The organism is Pseudomonas sp. FG36 (assembly GCF_057809275.1).
Genome location: NZ_JBMDJQ010000014.1, coordinates 74,373 through 92,578 on the forward strand (window position 1 = coordinate 74,373; position 18,206 = coordinate 92,578).

At 64.3% G+C, this 18,206-nt stretch carries 20 protein-coding genes; all 20 read left to right on the plus strand.

The window, feature by feature from the left end:
* Positions 1–84: 84 nt before the first annotated feature.
* Entirely contained in the window at positions 85–1,302 is a 1,218-nt protein-coding gene (locus ACODS9_RS13280; protein ID WP_489094023.1) for a sensor histidine kinase, read from the plus strand.
* Complete coding sequence (locus ACODS9_RS13285) at positions 1,299–2,675, plus strand: sigma-54-dependent transcriptional regulator (RefSeq protein WP_489094024.1); 1,377 nt, start codon at positions 1,299–1,301, stop codon at positions 2,673–2,675. The genes ACODS9_RS13280 and ACODS9_RS13285 overlap by 4 nt, the downstream gene beginning before the upstream one ends.
* Before the next feature lie 107 nt (positions 2,676–2,782).
* The gene (gene fliE, locus ACODS9_RS13290; RefSeq protein WP_023630998.1) at positions 2,783–3,115 is read left to right on the plus strand and encodes a flagellar hook-basal body complex protein FliE; all 333 of its coding nucleotides are present in this window, start codon (positions 2,783–2,785) and stop codon (positions 3,113–3,115) included.
* A 15-nt stretch (positions 3,116–3,130) separates the two neighbouring features.
* Complete coding sequence (fliF, locus tag ACODS9_RS13295) at positions 3,131–4,909, plus strand: flagellar basal-body MS-ring/collar protein FliF (protein WP_023630999.1); 1,779 nt, start codon at positions 3,131–3,133, stop codon at positions 4,907–4,909.
* The gene (gene fliG, locus ACODS9_RS13300) at positions 4,902–5,921 is read left to right on the plus strand and encodes a flagellar motor switch protein FliG (protein WP_023631000.1); all 1,020 of its coding nucleotides are present in this window, start codon (positions 4,902–4,904) and stop codon (positions 5,919–5,921) included. Before fliF ends, fliG begins: the two co-directional genes overlap by 8 nt.
* A gap of 105 nt (positions 5,922–6,026) precedes the next feature.
* The gene (gene fliH, locus ACODS9_RS13305; protein WP_489094025.1) at positions 6,027–6,800 is read left to right on the plus strand and encodes a flagellar assembly protein FliH; all 774 of its coding nucleotides are present in this window, start codon (positions 6,027–6,029) and stop codon (positions 6,798–6,800) included.
* Complete coding sequence (gene fliI / locus ACODS9_RS13310) at positions 6,790–8,145, plus strand: flagellar protein export ATPase FliI (RefSeq protein WP_038706560.1); 1,356 nt, start codon at positions 6,790–6,792, stop codon at positions 8,143–8,145. Before fliH ends, fliI begins: the two co-directional genes overlap by 11 nt.
* Positions 8,146–8,151: 6 nt before the next feature.
* Positions 8,152–8,604: a flagellar export protein FliJ gene (gene fliJ, locus ACODS9_RS13315; protein ID WP_110605508.1), complete on the plus strand. Its 453-nt coding sequence runs from the start codon at positions 8,152–8,154 to the stop codon at positions 8,602–8,604.
* A gap of 79 nt (positions 8,605–8,683) precedes the next feature.
* Positions 8,684–8,989, plus strand: a complete 306-nt coding sequence (locus ACODS9_RS13320) for an STAS domain-containing protein (protein ID WP_104445088.1) — start codon at positions 8,684–8,686, stop codon at positions 8,987–8,989.
* Positions 8,990–8,997: 8 nt separating this feature from the next.
* The gene (locus ACODS9_RS13325) at positions 8,998–10,689 is read left to right on the plus strand and encodes a SpoIIE family protein phosphatase (protein ID WP_489094026.1); all 1,692 of its coding nucleotides are present in this window, start codon (positions 8,998–9,000) and stop codon (positions 10,687–10,689) included.
* A gap of 60 nt (positions 10,690–10,749) precedes the next feature.
* Complete coding sequence (locus ACODS9_RS13330; RefSeq protein WP_367858264.1) at positions 10,750–11,097, plus strand: Hpt domain-containing protein; 348 nt, start codon at positions 10,750–10,752, stop codon at positions 11,095–11,097.
* 68 nt (positions 11,098–11,165) lie between these two features.
* Positions 11,166–12,500, plus strand: coding sequence for a flagellar hook-length control protein FliK (locus ACODS9_RS13335; RefSeq protein ID WP_489094027.1), 1,335 nt, complete (start codon positions 11,166–11,168; stop codon positions 12,498–12,500).
* 146 nt (positions 12,501–12,646) lie between these two features.
* Positions 12,647–13,144: a flagellar basal body-associated protein FliL gene (gene fliL / locus ACODS9_RS13340; protein WP_367858266.1), complete on the plus strand. Its 498-nt coding sequence runs from the start codon at positions 12,647–12,649 to the stop codon at positions 13,142–13,144.
* A 10-nt stretch (positions 13,145–13,154) separates the two neighbouring features.
* A complete protein-coding gene (fliM, locus tag ACODS9_RS13345; protein WP_023630491.1) occupies positions 13,155–14,123 on the plus strand; it encodes a flagellar motor switch protein FliM in 969 nt (322 codons plus the stop codon).
* A gap of 46 nt (positions 14,124–14,169) precedes the next feature.
* A complete protein-coding gene (fliN, locus tag ACODS9_RS13350; protein ID WP_031315050.1) occupies positions 14,170–14,634 on the plus strand; it encodes a flagellar motor switch protein FliN in 465 nt (154 codons plus the stop codon).
* A 12-nt stretch (positions 14,635–14,646) separates the two neighbouring features.
* A complete protein-coding gene (gene fliO, locus ACODS9_RS13355; protein ID WP_401106448.1) occupies positions 14,647–15,090 on the plus strand; it encodes a flagellar biosynthetic protein FliO in 444 nt (147 codons plus the stop codon).
* The gene (fliP, locus tag ACODS9_RS13360) at positions 15,090–15,845 is read left to right on the plus strand and encodes a flagellar type III secretion system pore protein FliP (protein ID WP_367858267.1); all 756 of its coding nucleotides are present in this window, start codon (positions 15,090–15,092) and stop codon (positions 15,843–15,845) included. The genes fliO and fliP overlap by 1 nt, the downstream gene beginning before the upstream one ends.
* A 21-nt stretch (positions 15,846–15,866) precedes the next feature.
* The gene (fliQ, locus tag ACODS9_RS13365) at positions 15,867–16,136 is read left to right on the plus strand and encodes a flagellar biosynthesis protein FliQ (RefSeq protein WP_023630488.1); all 270 of its coding nucleotides are present in this window, start codon (positions 15,867–15,869) and stop codon (positions 16,134–16,136) included.
* 7 nt (positions 16,137–16,143) lie between these two features.
* Entirely contained in the window at positions 16,144–16,920 is a 777-nt protein-coding gene (gene fliR, locus ACODS9_RS13370; RefSeq protein ID WP_110702466.1) for a flagellar biosynthetic protein FliR, read from the plus strand.
* 2 nt (positions 16,921–16,922) lie between these two features.
* Positions 16,923–18,065: a flagellar biosynthesis protein FlhB gene (gene flhB / locus ACODS9_RS13375; RefSeq protein ID WP_401106089.1), complete on the plus strand. Its 1,143-nt coding sequence runs from the start codon at positions 16,923–16,925 to the stop codon at positions 18,063–18,065.
* The last annotated feature ends 141 nt before the right edge of the window (positions 18,066–18,206 follow it).

Genomic DNA, 18,206 nt, shown 5'->3' on the forward strand with positions numbered 1-18,206 from the left:
CATTGTCCTCATCTCCGGCACGGCTATTGCTACACCGCTGGCAACATACCGTTTTTATGACGGTCAGCCACGCGAGAGAGCACGATGCCCCAGGCCGCCCACCGTTCCCATTCCTCCGATCCGCGAGGACACACCCCGCTCGAGCAGGAAAGCCGGCAGGGTCTTGAGCAGGCGTTTGCCCTGTTCGATCAGGTCTCCAGCCAACTGAGCCAGTCCTACAACATGCTCGAGGCCCGGGTCAGCGAGCTCAAGGGCGAGCTGGCGGTGGTCAGCGCGCAGCGCATGGCCGAGCTGGACGAGAAGGAGCGCCTGGCCAACCGTCTGCAGAATCTGTTGGACCTGCTGCCGGGCGGAGTCATCGTGATCGACGCCGAGGGCTTCGTGCGCGAGGCCAATCCGGCGGCCTGCGAGCTGCTCGGCGAGCCGTTGGTGGGCGTGCTCTGGCGCCAGGTGATCGCCCGCAGTTTCGCTCCGCGGGAGGATGACGGCCATGAAGTCTCGCTGCGCGACGGGCGGCGCCTGTCCATCGCCACGCGTTCGCTGGATGCCGAGCCTGGGCAGTTGGTGTTGCTCAATGACCTGACCGAAACCCGTCGCATGCAGGACCAGCTGGCGCGGCACGAGCGCCTGTCGTCGCTGGGGCGCATGGTCGCCTCTCTGGCCCATCAGATTCGTACGCCGCTCTCGGCGGCGATGCTGTACGCCGGCCATCTGGCCGACCCGGAGCAGGTGTTGGCGGACGAGACTCGCCAGCGCTTCGCCGGCAATCTCAAGGAGCGCCTGCACGAGCTCGAGCATCAGGTGCGCGACATGCTGGTGTTTGCCCGTGGCGAGCTGCCACTCAATGACCGGATCAGCCCGAAGGCGCTGTTCCAGGCCTTGCAGCAGGCGGCCCATGCTCATGTCCAGGGGCATGCGGTGCGCTGGCAGTGTGATAGTCACCTCGGCGAGTTGCTGTGTAATCGCGACACCTTGGTCGGCGCACTGCTCAATCTGATCGAGAATGCCCTGCAGGCCAGCAGCGGGCCGGCGAAGCTCAAGGTTCACCTGTCGCGTCGCGAGGATAGCCTGCGTGTATGTGTCAGCGATGCTGGCAGCGGCATCGACGCCGCGTTGCTGGCGCGGCTGGGGGAGCCCTTCCTGACTACCAAGGCCACCGGCACCGGCCTCGGCCTGGCGGTAGTGCAGGCTGTGGTGCGGGCGCATCGCGGCACCCTGAGCCTGCGTTCGAAGCTAGGCCGTGGCACGTGTGTCAGCGTCGTGTTGCCGTTGATTGATGGACGGTTGGAGGCGAGTCAATGAGCGTCAAGGTTCTGCTGGTGGAGGATGACCGGATCCTGCGTCAGGCGCTGGTCGATACCCTGGAGATCGGTGGTTTCTGCCACCGTGCCGTTGGCAGTGCCGAAGACGCCTTGCTGGCGGTGACCGAAGAGTCGTTCAGTCTGGTGGTGAGCGATGTGAACATGCCAGGCATGGATGGTCATCAGTTGTTGGCCCAATTGCGCCGTAACCACCCGCAACTCCCGGTATTGCTGATGACCGCTCATGCGGCGGTTGAGCGGGCCGTCGAAGCTATGCGTCAAGGAGCTGTCGACTATCTGGTCAAGCCGTTCGAGCCCAAGGCGCTGCTCAGCCTGGTGACGCGGCATGCCGTCGGGTCCGGCGCATCGGCGGGCGAAGAGGGGCCGGTGGCCTGCGAGCCTGCCAGCCGACAATTGCTGGAGTTGGCGGCCAAGGTCGCGCAAAGCGATTCCACCGTGCTGATCTCCGGCGAGTCGGGGACCGGCAAGGAGGTGCTGGCGCGCTATATCCACCAGCAGTCACGACGCGTGGATCAGCCGTTCGTGGCGATCAATTGCGCGGCGATCCCGGACAACATGCTCGAGGCGACCCTGTTCGGCCATGAGAAGGGCGCCTTCACCGGGGCGATCGCCGCCCAGGCCGGCAAGTTCGAGCAGGCCGACGGCGGCACCCTGCTGCTCGACGAGATCTCCGAGATGCCGCTGGGCTTGCAGGCCAAGCTGTTGCGCGTGCTGCAGGAGCGCGAGGTCGAGCGTGTGGGTGGGCGCAAGCCCATCGCCCTGGATATCCGCATTCTCGCCACGACAAACCGTGACCTGGCAGGAGAAGTGGCGGCCGGGCGTTTCCGGGAAGACCTGTACTACCGTCTTTCGGTATTCCCCATGGCGTGGCGGGCGCTGCGCGAGCGCCCAGCCGATATCGTGCCGCTGGCCGAGCGCTTGCTGGCACGGCATGCGCAAAAGATGCGTCATGCCCAGGTCCGCTTGTCCGCCGAGGCGCGGGCGTGCCTGCAGGCCTACGCCTGGCCGGGCAACGTACGCGAACTGGACAACGCGATACAGCGTGCGCTGATTTTGCAGCAGGGTGGAGTGATCGAAGCGGCGGATTTCTGTCTGGCTGGCGCCATTCCATTGTCGGTGCCAAAAGTGGCCACTATTGAGCCATTATCCGCCGAGTTGGGTGCCGAAGCTGGAGGGCTGGGTGACGACATGCGTCGTCATGAGTTCCAGATGATCATCGACACCTTGCGCGCCGAGCGCGGGCGTCGCAAGGAGGCTGCCGAACGCCTGGGCATCAGCCCGCGCACCTTGCGCTACAAGCTGGCGCAGATGCGTGACGCGGGCTTGGATGTCGAGGCCAGCCTGTTCGGTTGATACGTCGTTTTGAATGATTTTCGGGTTGGCTGGCACTCCTCTTGCTAGCTCCAACCCATTCGCTGCACGAGTGTCAAAAAAAGTGCGGCAGCCGGAGAGAGAAGTCCATGACCCAAGGTGTTGAATTCAATCGTCTGATGTTGGACATGCGCGCCATGCAGGCCGAAGCCATGTCCCAGCCCAAGGTTGCCGCCGCGCCTGAGCTGGCGCCTGGCCAGAGCAGCTTCGCCGACATGCTCGGCCAGGCCATTGGCAAGGTGCATGAAACGCAACAGGCTTCCTCCCAGCTGGCCAATGCCTTCGAGATCGGCAAGAGCGGTGTCGACCTGACTGACGTGATGATTGCCTCGCAAAAGGCCTCGGTATCGTTCCAGGCCATGACCCAGGTGCGCAACAAGCTGGTACAGGCGTACCAGGACATCATGCAGATGCCGGTATAAGGGCGAGAGTGAGTCATGGCCGAAGCAGTCGTCGATAACGCCCCCGCCAAGAGTGGCCCGCCAGTTGCCAAGCCGCCGCTGTTCGGCATGGCGTTCCTGGAAAACATCTCGCAGATGCCCATGCTGCGTCAGGTCGGCCTGCTGGTCGGCCTGGCCGCCAGTGTGGCCATTGGTTTTGCCGTGGTGCTCTGGTCGCAGCAGCCGGACTATCGGCCCCTGTATGGCAGCCTGGCGGGCATGGACACCAAACAGGTGGTGGACGCGCTGGCCACAGCCGACATTCCCTACAAGGTTGAGCCGAACTCCGGCGCCTTGCTGGTCAAGGCCGACGATCTCTCCCGTGCGCGCCTCAAGCTCGCAGCAGCCGGCGTGGCGCCAAGCGATGGCAATGTCGGCTTCGAACTGCTCGACAAGGATCAGGGCCTGGGTACCAGCCAGTTCATGGAAGCCACCCGCTACCGCCGTGGCCTGGAGGGCGAACTGGCGCGCACCGTGTCGAGCCTGAACAACGTCAAGGCTGCCCGCGTGCACCTGGCGATTCCGAAGAGTTCGGTGTTCGTGCGCGACGAGCGCAAGCCAAGTGCCTCGGTACTGGTTGAGCTGTACCCAGGGCGTGCGCTTGAGGCTGGGCAGGTCATGGCCATCGTCAACCTCGTGGCTACCAGTGTCCCGGAACTGGACAAGTCCCAGGTGACCGTGGTCGACCAGAAAGGCAACCTGCTCTCCGATCAGTTGCAGGACACCGCCCTGACCATGGCCGGCAAGCAGTTCGACTACAGCCGCCGCATGGAAGGCATGCTCACCCAGCGTGTGCACAACATCCTGCAGCCGGTGCTGGGCAACGACCGCTACAAGGCCGAAGTGTCGACCGATGTCGACTTCAGTGCCGTCGAGTCCACTTCCGAACAGTTCAACCCTGATCAGCCTGCGCTGCGCAGCGAGCAGTCGGTCAACGAGCAACGTGCCAGCAGCCAGGGTCCGCAAGGTGTGCCGGGGGCGTTGAGCAACCAGCCGCCGGCCGGTGCCTCCGCGCCCGAGAACGCCAAGGCCGCCGCCACGCCAGCCGGTGCCATCCAGCCCGGCCAACCCCTGGTGGATGCCAATGGCCAGCAGATCATGGATCCGGCCACCGGCCAGCCGATGCTCGCGCCGTACCCGAGCGACAAGCGCCAGCAAAGCACCAAGAACTTCGAGCTGGACCGTTCCATCAGCCACACCCGCCAGCAGCAAGGTCGCCTGACCCGCCTGTCGGTGGCCGTGGTGGTGGATGACCAGGTCAAGCTGGACGCCGCCACCGGCGAGACGACCCGTACTCCGTGGGGCGCCGAGGATCTGGCGCGCTTTACCCGCCTGGTGCAGGACGCCGTGGGCTTCGATGCCAGCCGTGGCGACAGCGTCACCGTGATCAACGTGCCGTTCGCCGCCGACCGTGGCGACGAGCTGGTCGATATTCCGTTCTACTCGCAGCCGTGGTTCTGGGACATCGTCAAGCAAGTGCTGGGCGTGCTGTTCATCCTGGTGCTGGTGTTCGGCGTGCTGCGGCCGGTGCTCAACAACATTACAGGTGGCGGCAAGCAGGCGGCCACGGACAGCGACATGGAGCTGGGCGGCATGATCGGTCTGGATGGCGAACTGGCCAACGACCGCGTCAGCCTGGGTGGCCCGACAAGCATTCTGTTGCCGAGCCCGAGCGAGGGTTACGAGGCACAGCTCAACGCAATCAAGGGCCTGGTGGCCGAAGACCCGGGCCGCGTGGCCCAGGTCGTGAAAGAGTGGATCAACGCCGATGAGTGACAATCGAGCCATTACCGCCAAGCTGAGCCGCGTCGACAAGGCGGCCATCCTCCTGCTCTCGCTCGGCGAGACCGATGCCGCGCAAGTCTTGCGCCACATGGGGCCCAAGGAAGTGCAGCGGGTCGGTGTGGCCATGGCGCAGATGGGCAACGTCCATCGCGAGCAGGTCGAGCAGGTGATGAGCGAGTTCGTCGAGATCGTCGGCGACCAGACCAGCCTGGGCGTCGGTTCCGACGGCTACATTCGCAAGATGCTCAACCAGGCCCTCGGCGAGGACAAGGCCAACGGCCTGATCGATCGCATCCTGCTCGGTGGCAACACCAGCGGCCTGGACAGCCTCAAGTGGATGGAGCCGCGTGCCGTGGCCGATGTCATCCGCTACGAGCACCCGCAGATCCAGGCCATCGTGGTCGCCTACCTAGACCCCGACCAGGCCGGCGAGGTGCTGAGCAACTTCGACCACAAGGTGCGCCTGGACATCGTCCTGCGCGTCTCGTCGCTCAACACCGTGCAGCCGGCGGCGCTCAAGGAGCTCAACCAGATCCTCGAGAAGCAGTTCTCCGGCAACTCCAATGCCGCGCGCACCACCCTGGGTGGCATCAAGCGCGCCGCCGATATCATGAACTTCCTCGACAGCTCCGTGGAAGGCGCGCTGATGGACTCGATCCGCGAGATCGACAGCGACCTGTCGGAGCAGATCGAAGACCTGATGTTCGTCTTCAACAACCTGGCCGACGTCGACGACCGTGGCATCCAGGCGCTGCTGCGCGAAGTATCCTCGGACGTGCTGGTGGTGTCGCTCAAGGGTGCCGACGAGCGGGTCAAGGACAAGATCTTCAAGAACATGTCCAAGCGTGCGTCCGAGCTGCTGCGCGACGACCTGGAGGCCAAGGGGCCGGTACGGGTCAGCGACGTGGAAACGGCGCAGAAGGAAATCCTCACCATCGCCCGCCGCATGGCCGAGGCCGGCGAGATCGTGCTTGGCGGCAAGGGCGCCGAGGAAATGATTTAAGCGGCAGGTCTCAAGCGGCAAGCAACAAGAAACGGCGGACCGAGCGAGGGCTGCCTTTTCTTGCTGCTCTAAGCTTGATGCTTGCCGCTAAAGAGGTTTTTGAGCATGTCCACCACCGAACACCCCAGCGACCTGATCCGTGCCCGCGACCTCGAGGGCGTCGACGTCTGGGCGCTGCCCAGCTTCGATCCGGAGCCGGAACCCGAGCCGGAACCTGAGCCTGAAGTCATCGAGGAAGAAGTCGAGGAAGTACCGCTGGAGGAAGTCCAGCCGCTGACCCTCGAGGAGCTCGAAGCCATTCGCCAGGAGGCCTACAACGAAGGCTTCGCCACCGGCGAGCGCGAAGGTTTCCACAGCACCCAGCTGAAAGTGCGCCAGGAAGCCGAAGTGGCGCTGGCAGCCAAGCTGGCCAGCCTCGAGCAGATCATGGGGCATCTGCTCGAGCCGATCGCCGAGCAGGATACCCAGATCGAAAAGGCCTTGGTGCAACTGGTCGCCAGCATGACCCGCCAGGTCATCGGTCGCGAATTGCGCAGCGATTCGAGCCAGATCACCCATGTGCTGCGCGAAGCGCTGAAACTGCTGCCGATGGGCGCCGACAACATTCGCATCCACCTCAACCCGCAGGATTTCGAGCTGGCCAAGGCCTTGCGCGAGCGACACGAGGAAAGCTGGAAGTTACTCGAGGACGAAGCGCTGTTGCCGGGTGGCTGCCGTATCGAAACCGCCCATAGCCGTATCGATGCTACCATGGAAACACGTATCGAAAAGGCCGTGGCGCAACTGTTCGACCAGTCCCACGACCAGGCCCTGCACCCGGCGGCGGCGGATATTTCCGTTGAGCTGGACGTCCCGGCAGGTGAACCCGATGCGCCTTGACCGCACCAGTTTCGGCAAGCGCCTGGAGGGCTACGCCGATGCGGTGAAGCTGCCCGACCAGCCGATCGTCGAGGGGCGCCTGCTGCGCATGGTCGGCCTCACCCTTGAAGCCGAGGGTCTGCGCGCCGCGGTGGGCAGCCGCTGCCTGGTGATCAACGACGACAGCTACCACCCGGTGCAGGTGGAGGCTGAAGTCATGGGCTTTGCCGGCAGCAAGGTGTTCCTGATGCCGGTCGGCAGCATCGTCGGCCTGGCGCCCGGTGCTCGCGTGGTACCGCTGGATGACAGCGGTCGCCTGCCCATGGGCATGAGCATGCTCGGCCGGGTGCTTGACGGCGCCGGTCGTGCGCTGGACGGCAAGGGCGGGATGAAGGCCGAGGATTGGGTGCCGATGGACGGCCCGATCATCAACCCACTCAACCGTGACCCGATCAGCCAGCCGCTGGATGTCGGTATCCGCAGCATCAACGGCCTGCTCACCGTCGGCCGCGGCCAGCGCCTGGGGCTGTTCGCCGGTACTGGTGTTGGTAAGTCGGTGTTGCTGGGCATGATGACGCGCTTTACCGAGGCCGAGATCATCGTGGTCGGCCTGATCGGCGAGCGGGGCCGGGAGGTGAAGGAATTCATCGAACACATCCTCGGTGAGGAGGGACTCAAGCGCTCGGTGGTGGTGGCATCGCCTGCGGACGACGCGCCGCTGATGCGCTTGCGTGCCGCGATGTACTGCACGCGGATCGCCGAGTACTTCCGCGACAAGGGCAAGAACGTCCTGCTGCTGATGGATTCGCTGACCCGTTTCGCCCAGGCCCAGCGCGAGATCGCCCTGGCCATCGGCGAGCCGCCCGCTACCCGTGGCTATCCACCCTCGGTGTTCGCCAAGCTGCCCAAGCTGGTGGAGCGTGCCGGTAACGGCGAACCGGGTGGTGGCTCGATCACTGCGTTCTATACGGTGCTGTCCGAAGGTGACGACCAGCAGGACCCGATCGCCGACTCGGCGCGGGGCGTGCTCGATGGGCACTTCGTGCTGTCCCGGCGCCTGGCCGAGGAAGGGCACTACCCGGCCATCGATATCGAGGCCTCGATCAGCCGGGTCATGCCGCAGGTGGTCGACCCCGACCATTTGCGCCAGGCGCAGAAGTTCAAGCAGCTGTGGTCGCGCCTGTCGCAGAGCCGTGACCTGATCAGCGTCGGCGCCTACGTGGCTGGTGGCGATCCGGAAACCGACCTGGCCATTGCCCTGCAGCCCAAGCTGGTGGACTTCCTGCGCCAGCGCCTGGACGAGAACGTCGGCATGGCGCAGAGCCGCGAAGAACTGGCGGCGGTATTCGCGCCGCCAGCGGGCTGATAGACCATGGCCCAGCCCAGCCGAGCCGCACGCCTGGTGCCGGTGGTCGAGATGGCCGAGGAGGCCGAGCGCAAGGCCGCCCAGCGCCTGGGGCATTTCCAGAAGCTGCTCAGCGATGCCCAGGCCAAGCAGGCTGAGCTCGAGAGCTTCCGCGAGGCCTATCAGCAGCAGTGGATCAATCGCGGCAGCCAGGGTGTCGACGGCAACTGGCTGGTCAACTACCAGCGCTTCCTCGGCCAGCTGGAAACGGCGATGACCCAGCAGCGCCAGAGCATGGCCTGGCACCAGAACAACCTGAACAACGCCCGCAACACCTGGCAGCAGGCCTATGCCCGGGTGGAAGGCTTGCGCAAGCTGGTGCAGCGCTATCTGGACGAAGCGCGCCGGGCCGAGGACAAGCGCGAGCAGAAGCTGCTCGACGAGCTGTCCCAGCGTCTGCCGCGCCAGAGCCACCCCTGATCGACCTGACTGGCGCCTGTCGCCAGCGCCTGCTAAACCTTCAGAAGTCGCATTCGCCATCATCGAAGGAATCGCTCGCATGGCAGTCGAAACTGATTTTTCACAGGACGGGAAAAAGCTGACGATCAAGGTCAAGGGTCGTTTCGATTTCGGCAAGCACCAGGAATTCCGGGATGCCTACGAGCGGCAGCGTCCGCGCCCGGACTCCGTGGTGGTCGACCTGAAGGAGGCCACTTACCTCGACAGCTCGGCGCTGGGCATGTTGCTGTTGCTGCGCGACCATGTCGGCGGTGAGGAGTCGGATATCCGCGTGGTTCATGCGAGCCCGGATGTGCGCAAGATCCTCGCCATCTCCAATTTCGAAAAACTGTTCGACATCAGTTGAGTGCCGTCATGTCCGCCGAGCAGGCGTTGACCGTGCTGGTGGCCGAAGACGGCGCTGCGGATCGCCTGTTGCTGGCGCAGATCGTCCGGCGCCAGGGGCATGAGGTGCTCACCGCCGAAAACGGTGAGCAGGCCGTGGCAATGTTCGCCGAATGGCGGCCGCAACTGGTGCTGCTCGATGCCCTGATGCCGGTCATGGACGGTTTTGAAGCGGCGCGGCGGATCAAGGCGTTGGCCGGCGAGGCCCTTGTGCCGATCATCTTCCTGACATCGCTCAACGAAGAAGAGGGCTTGGTGCGCTGCCTCGAGGCCGGGGGCGACGACTTCATGGCCAAGCCTTACAGCGCCGTCATCCTGGCGGCGAAGATCCGCGCCATGGACCGTTTGCGCCGGTTGCAGGCGACGGTGCTCGAGCAGCGTGACCAGATCACCCGGCATCATCATCACCTGCTCAACGAGCAACGAGTGGCCAAGGCGGTGTTCGACAAGGTTGCCCATGCCGGCTGCCTGAATGCGCCGAACATACGTTACCTGCAATCGCCGTACGCGCTGTTCAATGGCGACCTCTTGCTGGCGGCGTTCACGCCTTCGGGCGACATGCATGTGCTGTTGGGTGACTTCACCGGCCACGGCCTGCCGGCGGCGGTCGGCGCGATGCCGTTGGCCGAGGTGTTCTATGGCATGACCGCCAAGGGTTATGGCCTGGTCGAAACACTGCGGGAGATGAACGCCAAGCTCAAGCGTATCCTGCCCGTGGACATGTTCTGCTGTGCGCTGCTGCTCAAGCTCAGCTTCCAGCGAGCAACGGTGGAGGTGTGGAACGGCGGCATGCCGGATGGCTATCGATTGTCCGCGGCAGGCGAGGTGCTCGAAGTGCTGCCTTCCCGCCACCTGCCACTGGGGATCCTGCCTCCCGAGCAGTTCGACGACACCACCGAGGTGATCCCGCTCGCGGCGGGGGAGCGCTTGTTCCTGCTGTCCGATGGCGTGGTCGATACCGGAGATGCGCAGGATTGCCTGTTCGGTGTGCAACGCTTGCGCCAGGTCCTGGCCGTCAATCGAGACCCGGCTGTGCTGTTCGATGAGGTCATGCAGGCGCTGGCACGCTTCGGTGGCCAGTCCCGTGACGACATCAGCCTGTGTGATATCCGCATGCTGGAGCCTGACCACGGGATGGCCCAAGCCGTGGTGTATTCCGACAGCGGTCGTTCCAGCCCGCTGGACTGGTCGATGCAGTTCGAACTGCGTGGCGAGAGCCTGAGACGTTTCAACCCGGTCCCTTACCTGGTACAGCTGTTGCAAGAAATACATGGGCTGCGCCCCAGCAGCGGCAGGCTGCACAGCGTGCTCAGCGAGCTGTATTCCAACGCGTTGGAGCACGGCGTGCTTGGCCTCGACTCGGGGCTCAAGCGCGACGCCGAGGGCTTCTCCGAGTACTATCGCCAGCGCGCCGAGCGCCTGGCGCGGCAGGTGCAGGGGGTTGTCGGCATTGCCCTGCGGGTGGAACCGCAGGGGGCGGGTGGGCGTCTGACGATAGAGGTTCGCGACAGTGGGGCGGGCTTCGATGTGGCGGGCATGCTTGCCGGCGAGCCCGCGGCGCAGGGCTTCAGTGGGCGTGGAGTAAGTCTGGTGCGGCGGCTGGCAGGCAATGCCCAGTGGTTGGAAGGTGGTCGTCTGGCGCGTGTGGAGTTCCAATGGTGAGCCGGCGGCGTCGGGAGGCCGCGGCTCGGGCTTAATCAGGCTTGATCAGGGAGTGAGCAAGTGGTGGACATGCATATCGATCAGAAGGTGTTGAGTGACTTGCGGGAGGTCATGGAAGATGGCTACCTGCAGTTGCTGGAAACTTTCCTGGAAGACTCCGAGCGACGCCTGAGCCAGCTCCATGAGGCCAAGGATGCCGATGAGCTTGGCCTGGCCGCACACAGCTTCAAAGGTAGCAGCAGCAACATGGGGGCCGTTGGCCTGGCCGAGCTGTGCCGGGAGCTGGAAGAGCGAGTGCGCCAGCAGCCTTTGTACGGTATCGAGGATCTGATCAACCGCATCGATCTGGAGTACATCGAAGTCCGGCGCTTTTACCGTGACGAGTGGCAAAGAGTAGCCACGGAGTAAAAGCTGGCGCGAGTTTTGCTTTTCTTCGCACAGACGCACTTTACCAGTTCTGCCGCGGAGACCTTTCAATGCCTGTCGCATCCAATCCCTTGCTGCAAGCCAGCCTCGTCAACAAGACGTCGCGCCCGGCTGCCAGTGTGCCGGACAAATCGCTGCAGGGCCCGGCCAGCCAGGGCGCAGGCTTCGATCAGGTCATGGCCCGGCAGGGGCGCGACAGCGTTCCAGCGCGCGACGACAAGGTTGCCAAAGGCGCCGATCAGGTCAAGCCCAAGGAGGACGCCGGCCCGGCCGCTGGCGGCAAGCCGGAGGAAAGCAGCAAGCCGACGGTTGCCGATGACGGCAAGAACTTGCCAGTGGCCACGGCCCCCAAGCCGGCCGAGGAAGCGGACGAATCTGCCGACAGCGGCAATACCACGCCTATCGATGCCAGCCTGGTAGCAGGGCAGGTCACCGATGCCCAGCCGGGAGCGCAGTTGATCCAGGCCCAGGCCGAAGCGGTTGCCCCGGTGTTGCAGGCGGCAGCGCAGGTGCCGCAGCCTGTATTGCCGCCGGCGGCGGTCGATGAGGCCGCCAAGAATGCCGCGTTCGATCCCGAGGCCGATCCTCTGGCCAACATGCCGACCTTGCGCCTGGCGTTGGAGCACGATGCCCAGGCCAAGGGCACCACGTCCGCCCATGCGGCCGCCCGTTCCGACAGCAGCCAGGCACCTGCCGACCCGGCTGCCACGGCCGTCAATACCTTGGCGAATTTGGTGCAGAGGGCCGAATCGGAGGCCGGGCATTCCGAGCGCGGCGACAAGGCCTTCGCGGGGCTGATCGACGATGGTCTCAAGGATATCAAGGGGGCCAGCAGCGATACGCGCGTGGATGACTTCGCCGATCGCCTGGCCAGCCTCACCCAGGCGGCGACGCCCAAGACCGCCAATGCCGTGCCGGTGACTCCAAGCCCGCTGCAGCAACCCCTGGCCATGAACCAGGGTGCCTGGACCGAGGGGCTGGTGAACCGCGTCATGTACCTGTCGAGCCAGAACCTCAAGTCGGCGGATATCCAGCTTGAGCCCGCAGAGCTTGGCCGTCTGGACATTCGCGTCAATGTTGCGGCGGACCAGCCCGCACAGATTCATTTCGTCAGCGGTCATGCCGGCGTGCGTGATGCGCTCGACAGCCAGCTGCATCGCTTGCGCGAGTTGTTCGCCCAGCAGGGCCTGGCGCAGCCGGACGTCAGCGTCGCTGACCAGTCCCGTGGTCAGCAGCAACAGCAGGCGCAGCAGGGTGGGTCGAGCCTGTCCGGGGTTGCGGCGCGCCGTGCCGAGGCTGCCGGCGAGAGTGGTGAAGTTGACGCCGGGCGTCCCGTCGAGCATCAGGCGGTGGTCGGCGACAGCATGGTCGACTACTACGCCTGACAGTTGCCGGCCTGGCCGACGTGCCTGCGACAGCAGGCGCGTCCCGCCTCAAGGCCGCTACATTGCCACTCTGGCAAATCTGGCATAACACTTGCTCAAGCCACGTCATCCTTCTTTGAAACCCCGATGGACGACGGATTATTGGCATGGCGAAGAGTGACGCAGTGAAAGACCCCGCCGCTAAAGGCAAACTCAAGTTGATCCTGCTGCTGGTGCTGGCCCTGCTCCTGGCGGTCGGCCTGTCGGTAGGTGCTACCTGGTTCTTCATGCACAAGAGCGGGTCGGAGCCGGCACCCGAGGCGGCACAGAGCAACGTCAAGCCGGCGGCGATCTACGAACCCCTGGCCCCGGCCTTCGTGGTCAACTTCAACCAGAACGGTCGGCAGCGCTACATGCAGGTAAGCATCACCATGCAGGGGCGCAGCCAGGCCGACCTGGAAGCGCTGAAAGTACACATGCCGGTGATTCGCAACAACTTGGTGATGATGTTCTCCGGGCAGGGTTTCGACACCCTTGCCGCGAGCTCGGTCGGCCAGGAGATGCTGCGCCAGAAGGCCACTGCGGTGGTCCAGGAAGTGGCGCAGAAGGAAGTCGGCAGGCCGGTCGTCGACCAGCTGCTGTTCACCAATTTCGTATTGCAGTAGGAGCACATAGATGGCCGTGCAGGACCTGCTGTCCCAGGATGAGATCGACGCCCTGCTGCATGGGGTGGACGATGGGCTGGTACAAACCGAGAGCACCGGCGAGCCCGGCAGCATCAAGAGCTACGACCTGACCAGTCAGGACCGTATCGTCCGGGGGCGCATGCCGACCCTGGAAATGATCAACGAGCGTTTCGCCCGCTACACCCGCATCAGCATGTTCAACCTGCTGCGTCGCTCCGCCGACGTGGCGGTGGGCGGCGTGCAGGTGATGAAGTTCGGTGAGTACGTGCACTCGCTGTACGTGCCGACCAGCCTGAACCTGGTCAAGATCAAGCCGTTGCGCGGCACCGCGCTGTTTATCCTCGACGCCAAGCTGGTGTTCAAGCTGGTGGACAACTTCTTCGGTGGCGACGGCCGCCACGCCAAGATCGAGGGGCGGGAGTTCACCCCGACCGAGCTGCGCGTGGTGCGCATGGTCCTGGACCAGTGCTTCGTCGACCTCAAGGAGGCCTGGCAGGCGATCATGCCGGTCAACTTCGAGTACATAAACTCCGAGGTCAACCCGGCCATGGCCAACATCGTCGGCCCCAGCGAGGCAGTGGTGGTCTCGACCTTCCACATCGAGCTCGATGGTGGCGGCGGCGACCTGCACGTGACCATGCCGTACTCGATGATCGAGCCGGTGCGCGAGATGCTCGACGCGGGCTTCCAGTCCGACCTGGACGACCAGGACGAGCGTTGGGTCAAGGCCCTGCGCGAGGACGTGCTGGACGTCAATGTCCCGGTTTCGGCCACGGTTGCCCGTCGCCAGCTGAAGCTGCGCGACATCCTGCACATGCAGCCCGGTGACGTGATTCCGGTTGAACTGCCGGAACACCTGGTGCTGCGCGCCAACGGCGTGCCGTCGTTCAAGGCGCGGCTGGGGTCGCACAAAGGCACCCTGTCGCTGCAGATCATCGACCCGATCGAGCGCCGCTGAAGGCGTGCCGGTCGCTCCAACGTATTGAATGCCTGTCGAGGAAATCATGGCTAACGAAAACGAGATCAACTCTCCAGAGGAACAGGCCCTGGCCGATGAGTGGGCTGCCGCCCTGGAAGAAACCGGCGATGCCGGCCAGTCCGACATCGACGCGCTGCTGGCCGCCGATGCCGCGGGCTCCGGCGCCGGCCGCCTGCCGATGGAAGAGTTCGCCAGCTCGCCCAAACCTAACGAGCACGTAAGCCTCGAAGGCCCGAACCTGGACGTGATCCTGGACATTCCGGTGAGCATCTCCATGGAAGTGGGCAGCACCGAGATCAGCATCCGCAACCTGCTGCAGCTCAACCAGGGCTCGGTGATCGAACTGGATCGCCTGGCTGGCGAACCGCTGGACGTGCTGGTCAACGGTACCCTGATCGCCCATGGCGAGGTAGTCGTGGTCAACGAGAAGTTCGGCATCCGCCTGACCGACGTGATCAGCCCCAGCGAACGTATCAAGAAGCTGCGCTGAGTGAAGCACATGATGCGGGGCGTCACGGCCCTCGGTGCCTTGCTCGCCAGCGAGGTGGTGATCGCCGCCGCCGAGCCAGCCGCCGCGCCGGCAGCAGGCTCGCCGCTGCCGGGCGGGCTGGGGGCGCAGCTGGCACAGATGGTGTTCGGCCTGCTGCTGGTGGTGGGCTTGATCTTCTTCCTGGCCTGGCTGCTGCGGCGCATGCAGGGCAACGCCCAGCGCGGTGCCCAGGTCATCGAGATCGTCGGCAGCCGGGCCATCGGCCCGCGTGACCGGCTGTTGCTGGTGCAGGTCGGCAAGGAGCAGATCCTCATCGGCCATACCCCCGGCAGCATCGAAGCGCTGCATGTGCTGGCCGAACCCGTGACCGTGCCTGCCACGGCGCGCCAGGCCGCACCGGAATTCGCCCAGCGGCTGCTCGAGCTGATGGGCAAGGATCATAAGGACAAGACGTGATGAGCGGCGCAGTGCGCTTTCTGTTGACCTTGGCGCTGCTGCTGGCCGCGCCGCTGGCCCTGGCCGCCGACCCGCTGTCGATCCCGGCCATCACCCTGTCCAGTGGGGCGGACGGGCAGCAGGAGTATTCGGTCAGCCTGCAGATCCTGCTGATCATGACGGCGCTGAGCTTCATTCCGGCGTTCGTCATCCTGATGACCAGCTTCACCCGCATCATCATCGTCTTTTCCATCCTGCGCCAGGCCCTGGGCCTACAGCAGACACCATCGAACCAGGTGCTTACCGGCATGGCGCTGTTCCTGACCATGTTCATCATGGCGCCGGTGTTCGAGCGCGTGAACAAGGACGCGCTGCAGCCGTACCTGGCCGAGCAACTGACCGCCCAGCAGGCCATCGACAAGGCCCAGGGGCCCTTGAAGGACTTCATGCTGGCGCAGACCCGGCAGAGTGACCTCGACCTGTTCATGCGCCTGTCCAAGCGCACCGACATCGCCGGGCCCGACCAGGTGCCGCTGACGATCCTGGTGCCGGCGTTCGTCACGTCCGAGCTCAAGACCGCGTTCCAGATCGGTTTCATGATCTTCATTCCGTTCCTGATCATCGACATGGTGGTCGCCAGCGTGCTGATGGCCATGGGTATGATGATGCTGTCGCCGTTGATCATCTCGCTGCCGTTCAAGATCATGTTGTTCGTGCTGGTCGATGGCTGGGCGCTGATCATGGGTACCCTGGCCGGCAGTTTCGGCGGTGTCTGACGCCGTCAAGGAGAGCCTTGCATGACACCTGAAGTCGCAGTCGACCTGTTCCGTGACGCCTTGTGGCTGACCACCCTGATGGTTGCCGTGCTGGTGGTGCCGAGCCTGCTGATCGGCTTGGTGGTGGCGATGTTCCAGGCGGCCACGCAGATCAACGAACAGACCCTGAGCTTCCTGCCGCGCCTGCTGGTGATGCTGATCACCTTGATCGTCGCCGGGCCCTGGCTGGTGCAGAAGTTCATGGAGTACTTCATCGGCCTGTACACCAGCATTCCGCAGCTGATCGGTTGAGGCTGCCATGCTGGAGCTGACCGACACGCAGATCGGCACCTGGGTCGCCACCTTCATCCTGCCGCTGTTCCGGGTGGCGGCGGTGCTGATGACCATGCCGATCTTCGGCACCAAGATGCTGCCGGCGCGGGTGCGGCTATACGCCGCCGTGGCCATCACCGTGGTCATCGTGCCGGGCCTGCCGCCGCTTCCCGAGATCGACCCTTTGAGTTTGCGGGGCATGTTGCTGTGCGCCGAGCAGATCATCGTCGGGGCGCTGTTCGGGTTTTCCCTGCAGCTGTTGTTCCAGGCGTTCGTCATTGCCGGGCAGATCGTCGCCGTGCAGATGGGCATGGCCTTCGCCTCCATGGTCGACCCGGCCAACGGGGTCAACGTGGCGGTGATCAGTCAGTTCCTGACCATGCTGGTGAGTGTGCTATTCCTGTTGATGAACGGTCACTTGGTGGTGTTCGAGGTGCTGACCGAGAGTTTTACCACGTTGCCGGTGGGCAACGCCCTGGTGGTCAATCATTTCTGGGAGATGGCCGGGCGCCTGAGCTGGGTGCTGGGCGCCGCGCTGCTGTTGATCCTGCCGGCGATCGCGGCCTTGCTGGTGGTCAACATCGCCTTCGGCGTGATGACCCGCGCCGCACCGCAGTTGAACATCTTCTCCATCGGTTTCCCGCTGACCCTGGTGTTGGGCATGGGAATTTTCTGGGTCGGCCTGGCCGACATCCTTCCGCACTATCAGGCACTGGCCAGCGAAGCGCTGCAGTGGCTGCGTGAGCTGGCACGGGCGCGCTGAGCATGGCAGAGAGCGAAAGCGGTCAGGACAAGACAGAGGAACCCACCGAGAAGCGCAAGCGCGACTCACGGGAGAAGGGTGAGGTTGCCCGCTCCAAGGAGCTGAACACCGTCGCGGTGACCTTGGCGGGCGCCGGTGGCTTGCTGGCATTCGGCGGCTATCTTGCGGAAACGCTGATGACCCTGATGCGCATGAACTTCAGCCTGACGCGCGAGGTGATCGTCGACGAGCGCAGCATGGGTGCGTTCCTGCTGGCCTCGGGCAAGATGGCGATCTGGTCGGTGCAGCCGATCCTGATCCTGCTGTTCGTGATTTCCTTCGTTGCGCCGATCGCCCTGGGTGGCTTCCTGTTCTCCGGGAGCCTGCTGCAACCGAAGTTCAGCCGGATGAATCCGTTGTCGGGGATCAAGCGCATGTTCTCGATGAACGCGCTGACCGAGCTGCTCAAGGCGATGGCCAAGTTCGTCATGATCCTGATGGTGGCGTTGCTGGTACTGGCCAGTGACCGCGAGGCGTTGCTGGCCATTGCCAATGAGCCGCTGGAGCAGGCGATCATCCATGCGGTGCAGGTGGTGGGCTGGAGCGCCTTGTGGATGGCGGCGGGGTTGCTGCTGATTGCCGGGCTCGATGTGCCGTACCAGCTGTTCCAGACGAACAAGAAGATGAAGATGACCAAGCAGGAGGTCAAGGACGAGTACAAGGACAGTGAAGGCAAGCCCGAGGTCAAGCAGCGGATCCGCCAGCTGCAGCGGGAGATGTCGCAGCGGCGGATGATGGCGGCGGTGCCGGATGCCGATGTGATCATCACCAACCCGACCCATTACGCGGTGGCGTTGCAGTATGACCCCGAGAAGGGTGGCTCGGCGCCGTTGCTGTTGGCCAAGGGTACGGACTTCATGGCCTTGAAGATCCGTGAGATCGGGGTTGAGCACAAGGTGCAGATCCTTGAATCGCCGGCCCTGGCGCGGGCCATCTACTACTCTACCGAGATCGAGCAGGAGATTCCGGCGGGGTTGTACCTGGCGGTGGCGCAGGTGTTGGCCTATGTGTTCCAGATTCGGCAGTATCGCTCCGGCAAGGGCAAGCGGCCGGAGCCGCTTAAGGAAGACCTGCCGATTCCATCGGACCTGCGGCGTGATGAGTGACAGCTGTCCGCCTTGATGTATTTTGCGCCTGGGAGATCGGGTGCCGCCCGCGCGACGTATCCTGCTTCTGTATTTTGCGACCGTGCAACTAGCATTTTTGACAGTAGAATTGCTCTTAAGCAGCAACTTAAGCTGTCCGCT

Coding starts and splice junctions, on each gene's coding strand:
- ACODS9_RS13280 (WP_489094023.1), top strand. CDS start 85: ATGCCCCAGGCCGCCCACCGTTCCCATTCCTCCGATCCGCGAGGACAC.
- ACODS9_RS13285 (WP_489094024.1), top strand. CDS start 1,299: ATGAGCGTCAAGGTTCTGCTGGTGGAGGATGACCGGATCCTGCGTCAG.
- fliE (WP_023630998.1), top strand. CDS start 2,783: ATGACCCAAGGTGTTGAATTCAATCGTCTGATGTTGGACATGCGCGCC.
- fliF (WP_023630999.1), top strand. CDS start 3,131: ATGGCCGAAGCAGTCGTCGATAACGCCCCCGCCAAGAGTGGCCCGCCA.
- fliG (WP_023631000.1), top strand. CDS start 4,902: ATGAGTGACAATCGAGCCATTACCGCCAAGCTGAGCCGCGTCGACAAG.
- fliH (WP_489094025.1), top strand. CDS start 6,027: ATGTCCACCACCGAACACCCCAGCGACCTGATCCGTGCCCGCGACCTC.
- fliI (WP_038706560.1), top strand. CDS start 6,790: ATGCGCCTTGACCGCACCAGTTTCGGCAAGCGCCTGGAGGGCTACGCC.
- fliJ (WP_110605508.1), top strand. CDS start 8,152: ATGGCCCAGCCCAGCCGAGCCGCACGCCTGGTGCCGGTGGTCGAGATG.
- ACODS9_RS13320 (WP_104445088.1), top strand. CDS start 8,684: ATGGCAGTCGAAACTGATTTTTCACAGGACGGGAAAAAGCTGACGATC.
- ACODS9_RS13325 (WP_489094026.1), top strand. CDS start 8,998: ATGTCCGCCGAGCAGGCGTTGACCGTGCTGGTGGCCGAAGACGGCGCT.
- ACODS9_RS13335 (WP_489094027.1), top strand. CDS start 11,166: ATGCCTGTCGCATCCAATCCCTTGCTGCAAGCCAGCCTCGTCAACAAG.
- fliL (WP_367858266.1), top strand. CDS start 12,647: ATGGCGAAGAGTGACGCAGTGAAAGACCCCGCCGCTAAAGGCAAACTC.
- fliM (WP_023630491.1), top strand. CDS start 13,155: ATGGCCGTGCAGGACCTGCTGTCCCAGGATGAGATCGACGCCCTGCTG.
- fliN (WP_031315050.1), top strand. CDS start 14,170: ATGGCTAACGAAAACGAGATCAACTCTCCAGAGGAACAGGCCCTGGCC.
- fliO (WP_401106448.1), top strand. CDS start 14,647: ATGCGGGGCGTCACGGCCCTCGGTGCCTTGCTCGCCAGCGAGGTGGTG.
- fliP (WP_367858267.1), top strand. CDS start 15,090: ATGAGCGGCGCAGTGCGCTTTCTGTTGACCTTGGCGCTGCTGCTGGCC.
- fliQ (WP_023630488.1), top strand. CDS start 15,867: ATGACACCTGAAGTCGCAGTCGACCTGTTCCGTGACGCCTTGTGGCTG.
- fliR (WP_110702466.1), top strand. CDS start 16,144: ATGCTGGAGCTGACCGACACGCAGATCGGCACCTGGGTCGCCACCTTC.
- flhB (WP_401106089.1), top strand. CDS start 16,923: ATGGCAGAGAGCGAAAGCGGTCAGGACAAGACAGAGGAACCCACCGAG.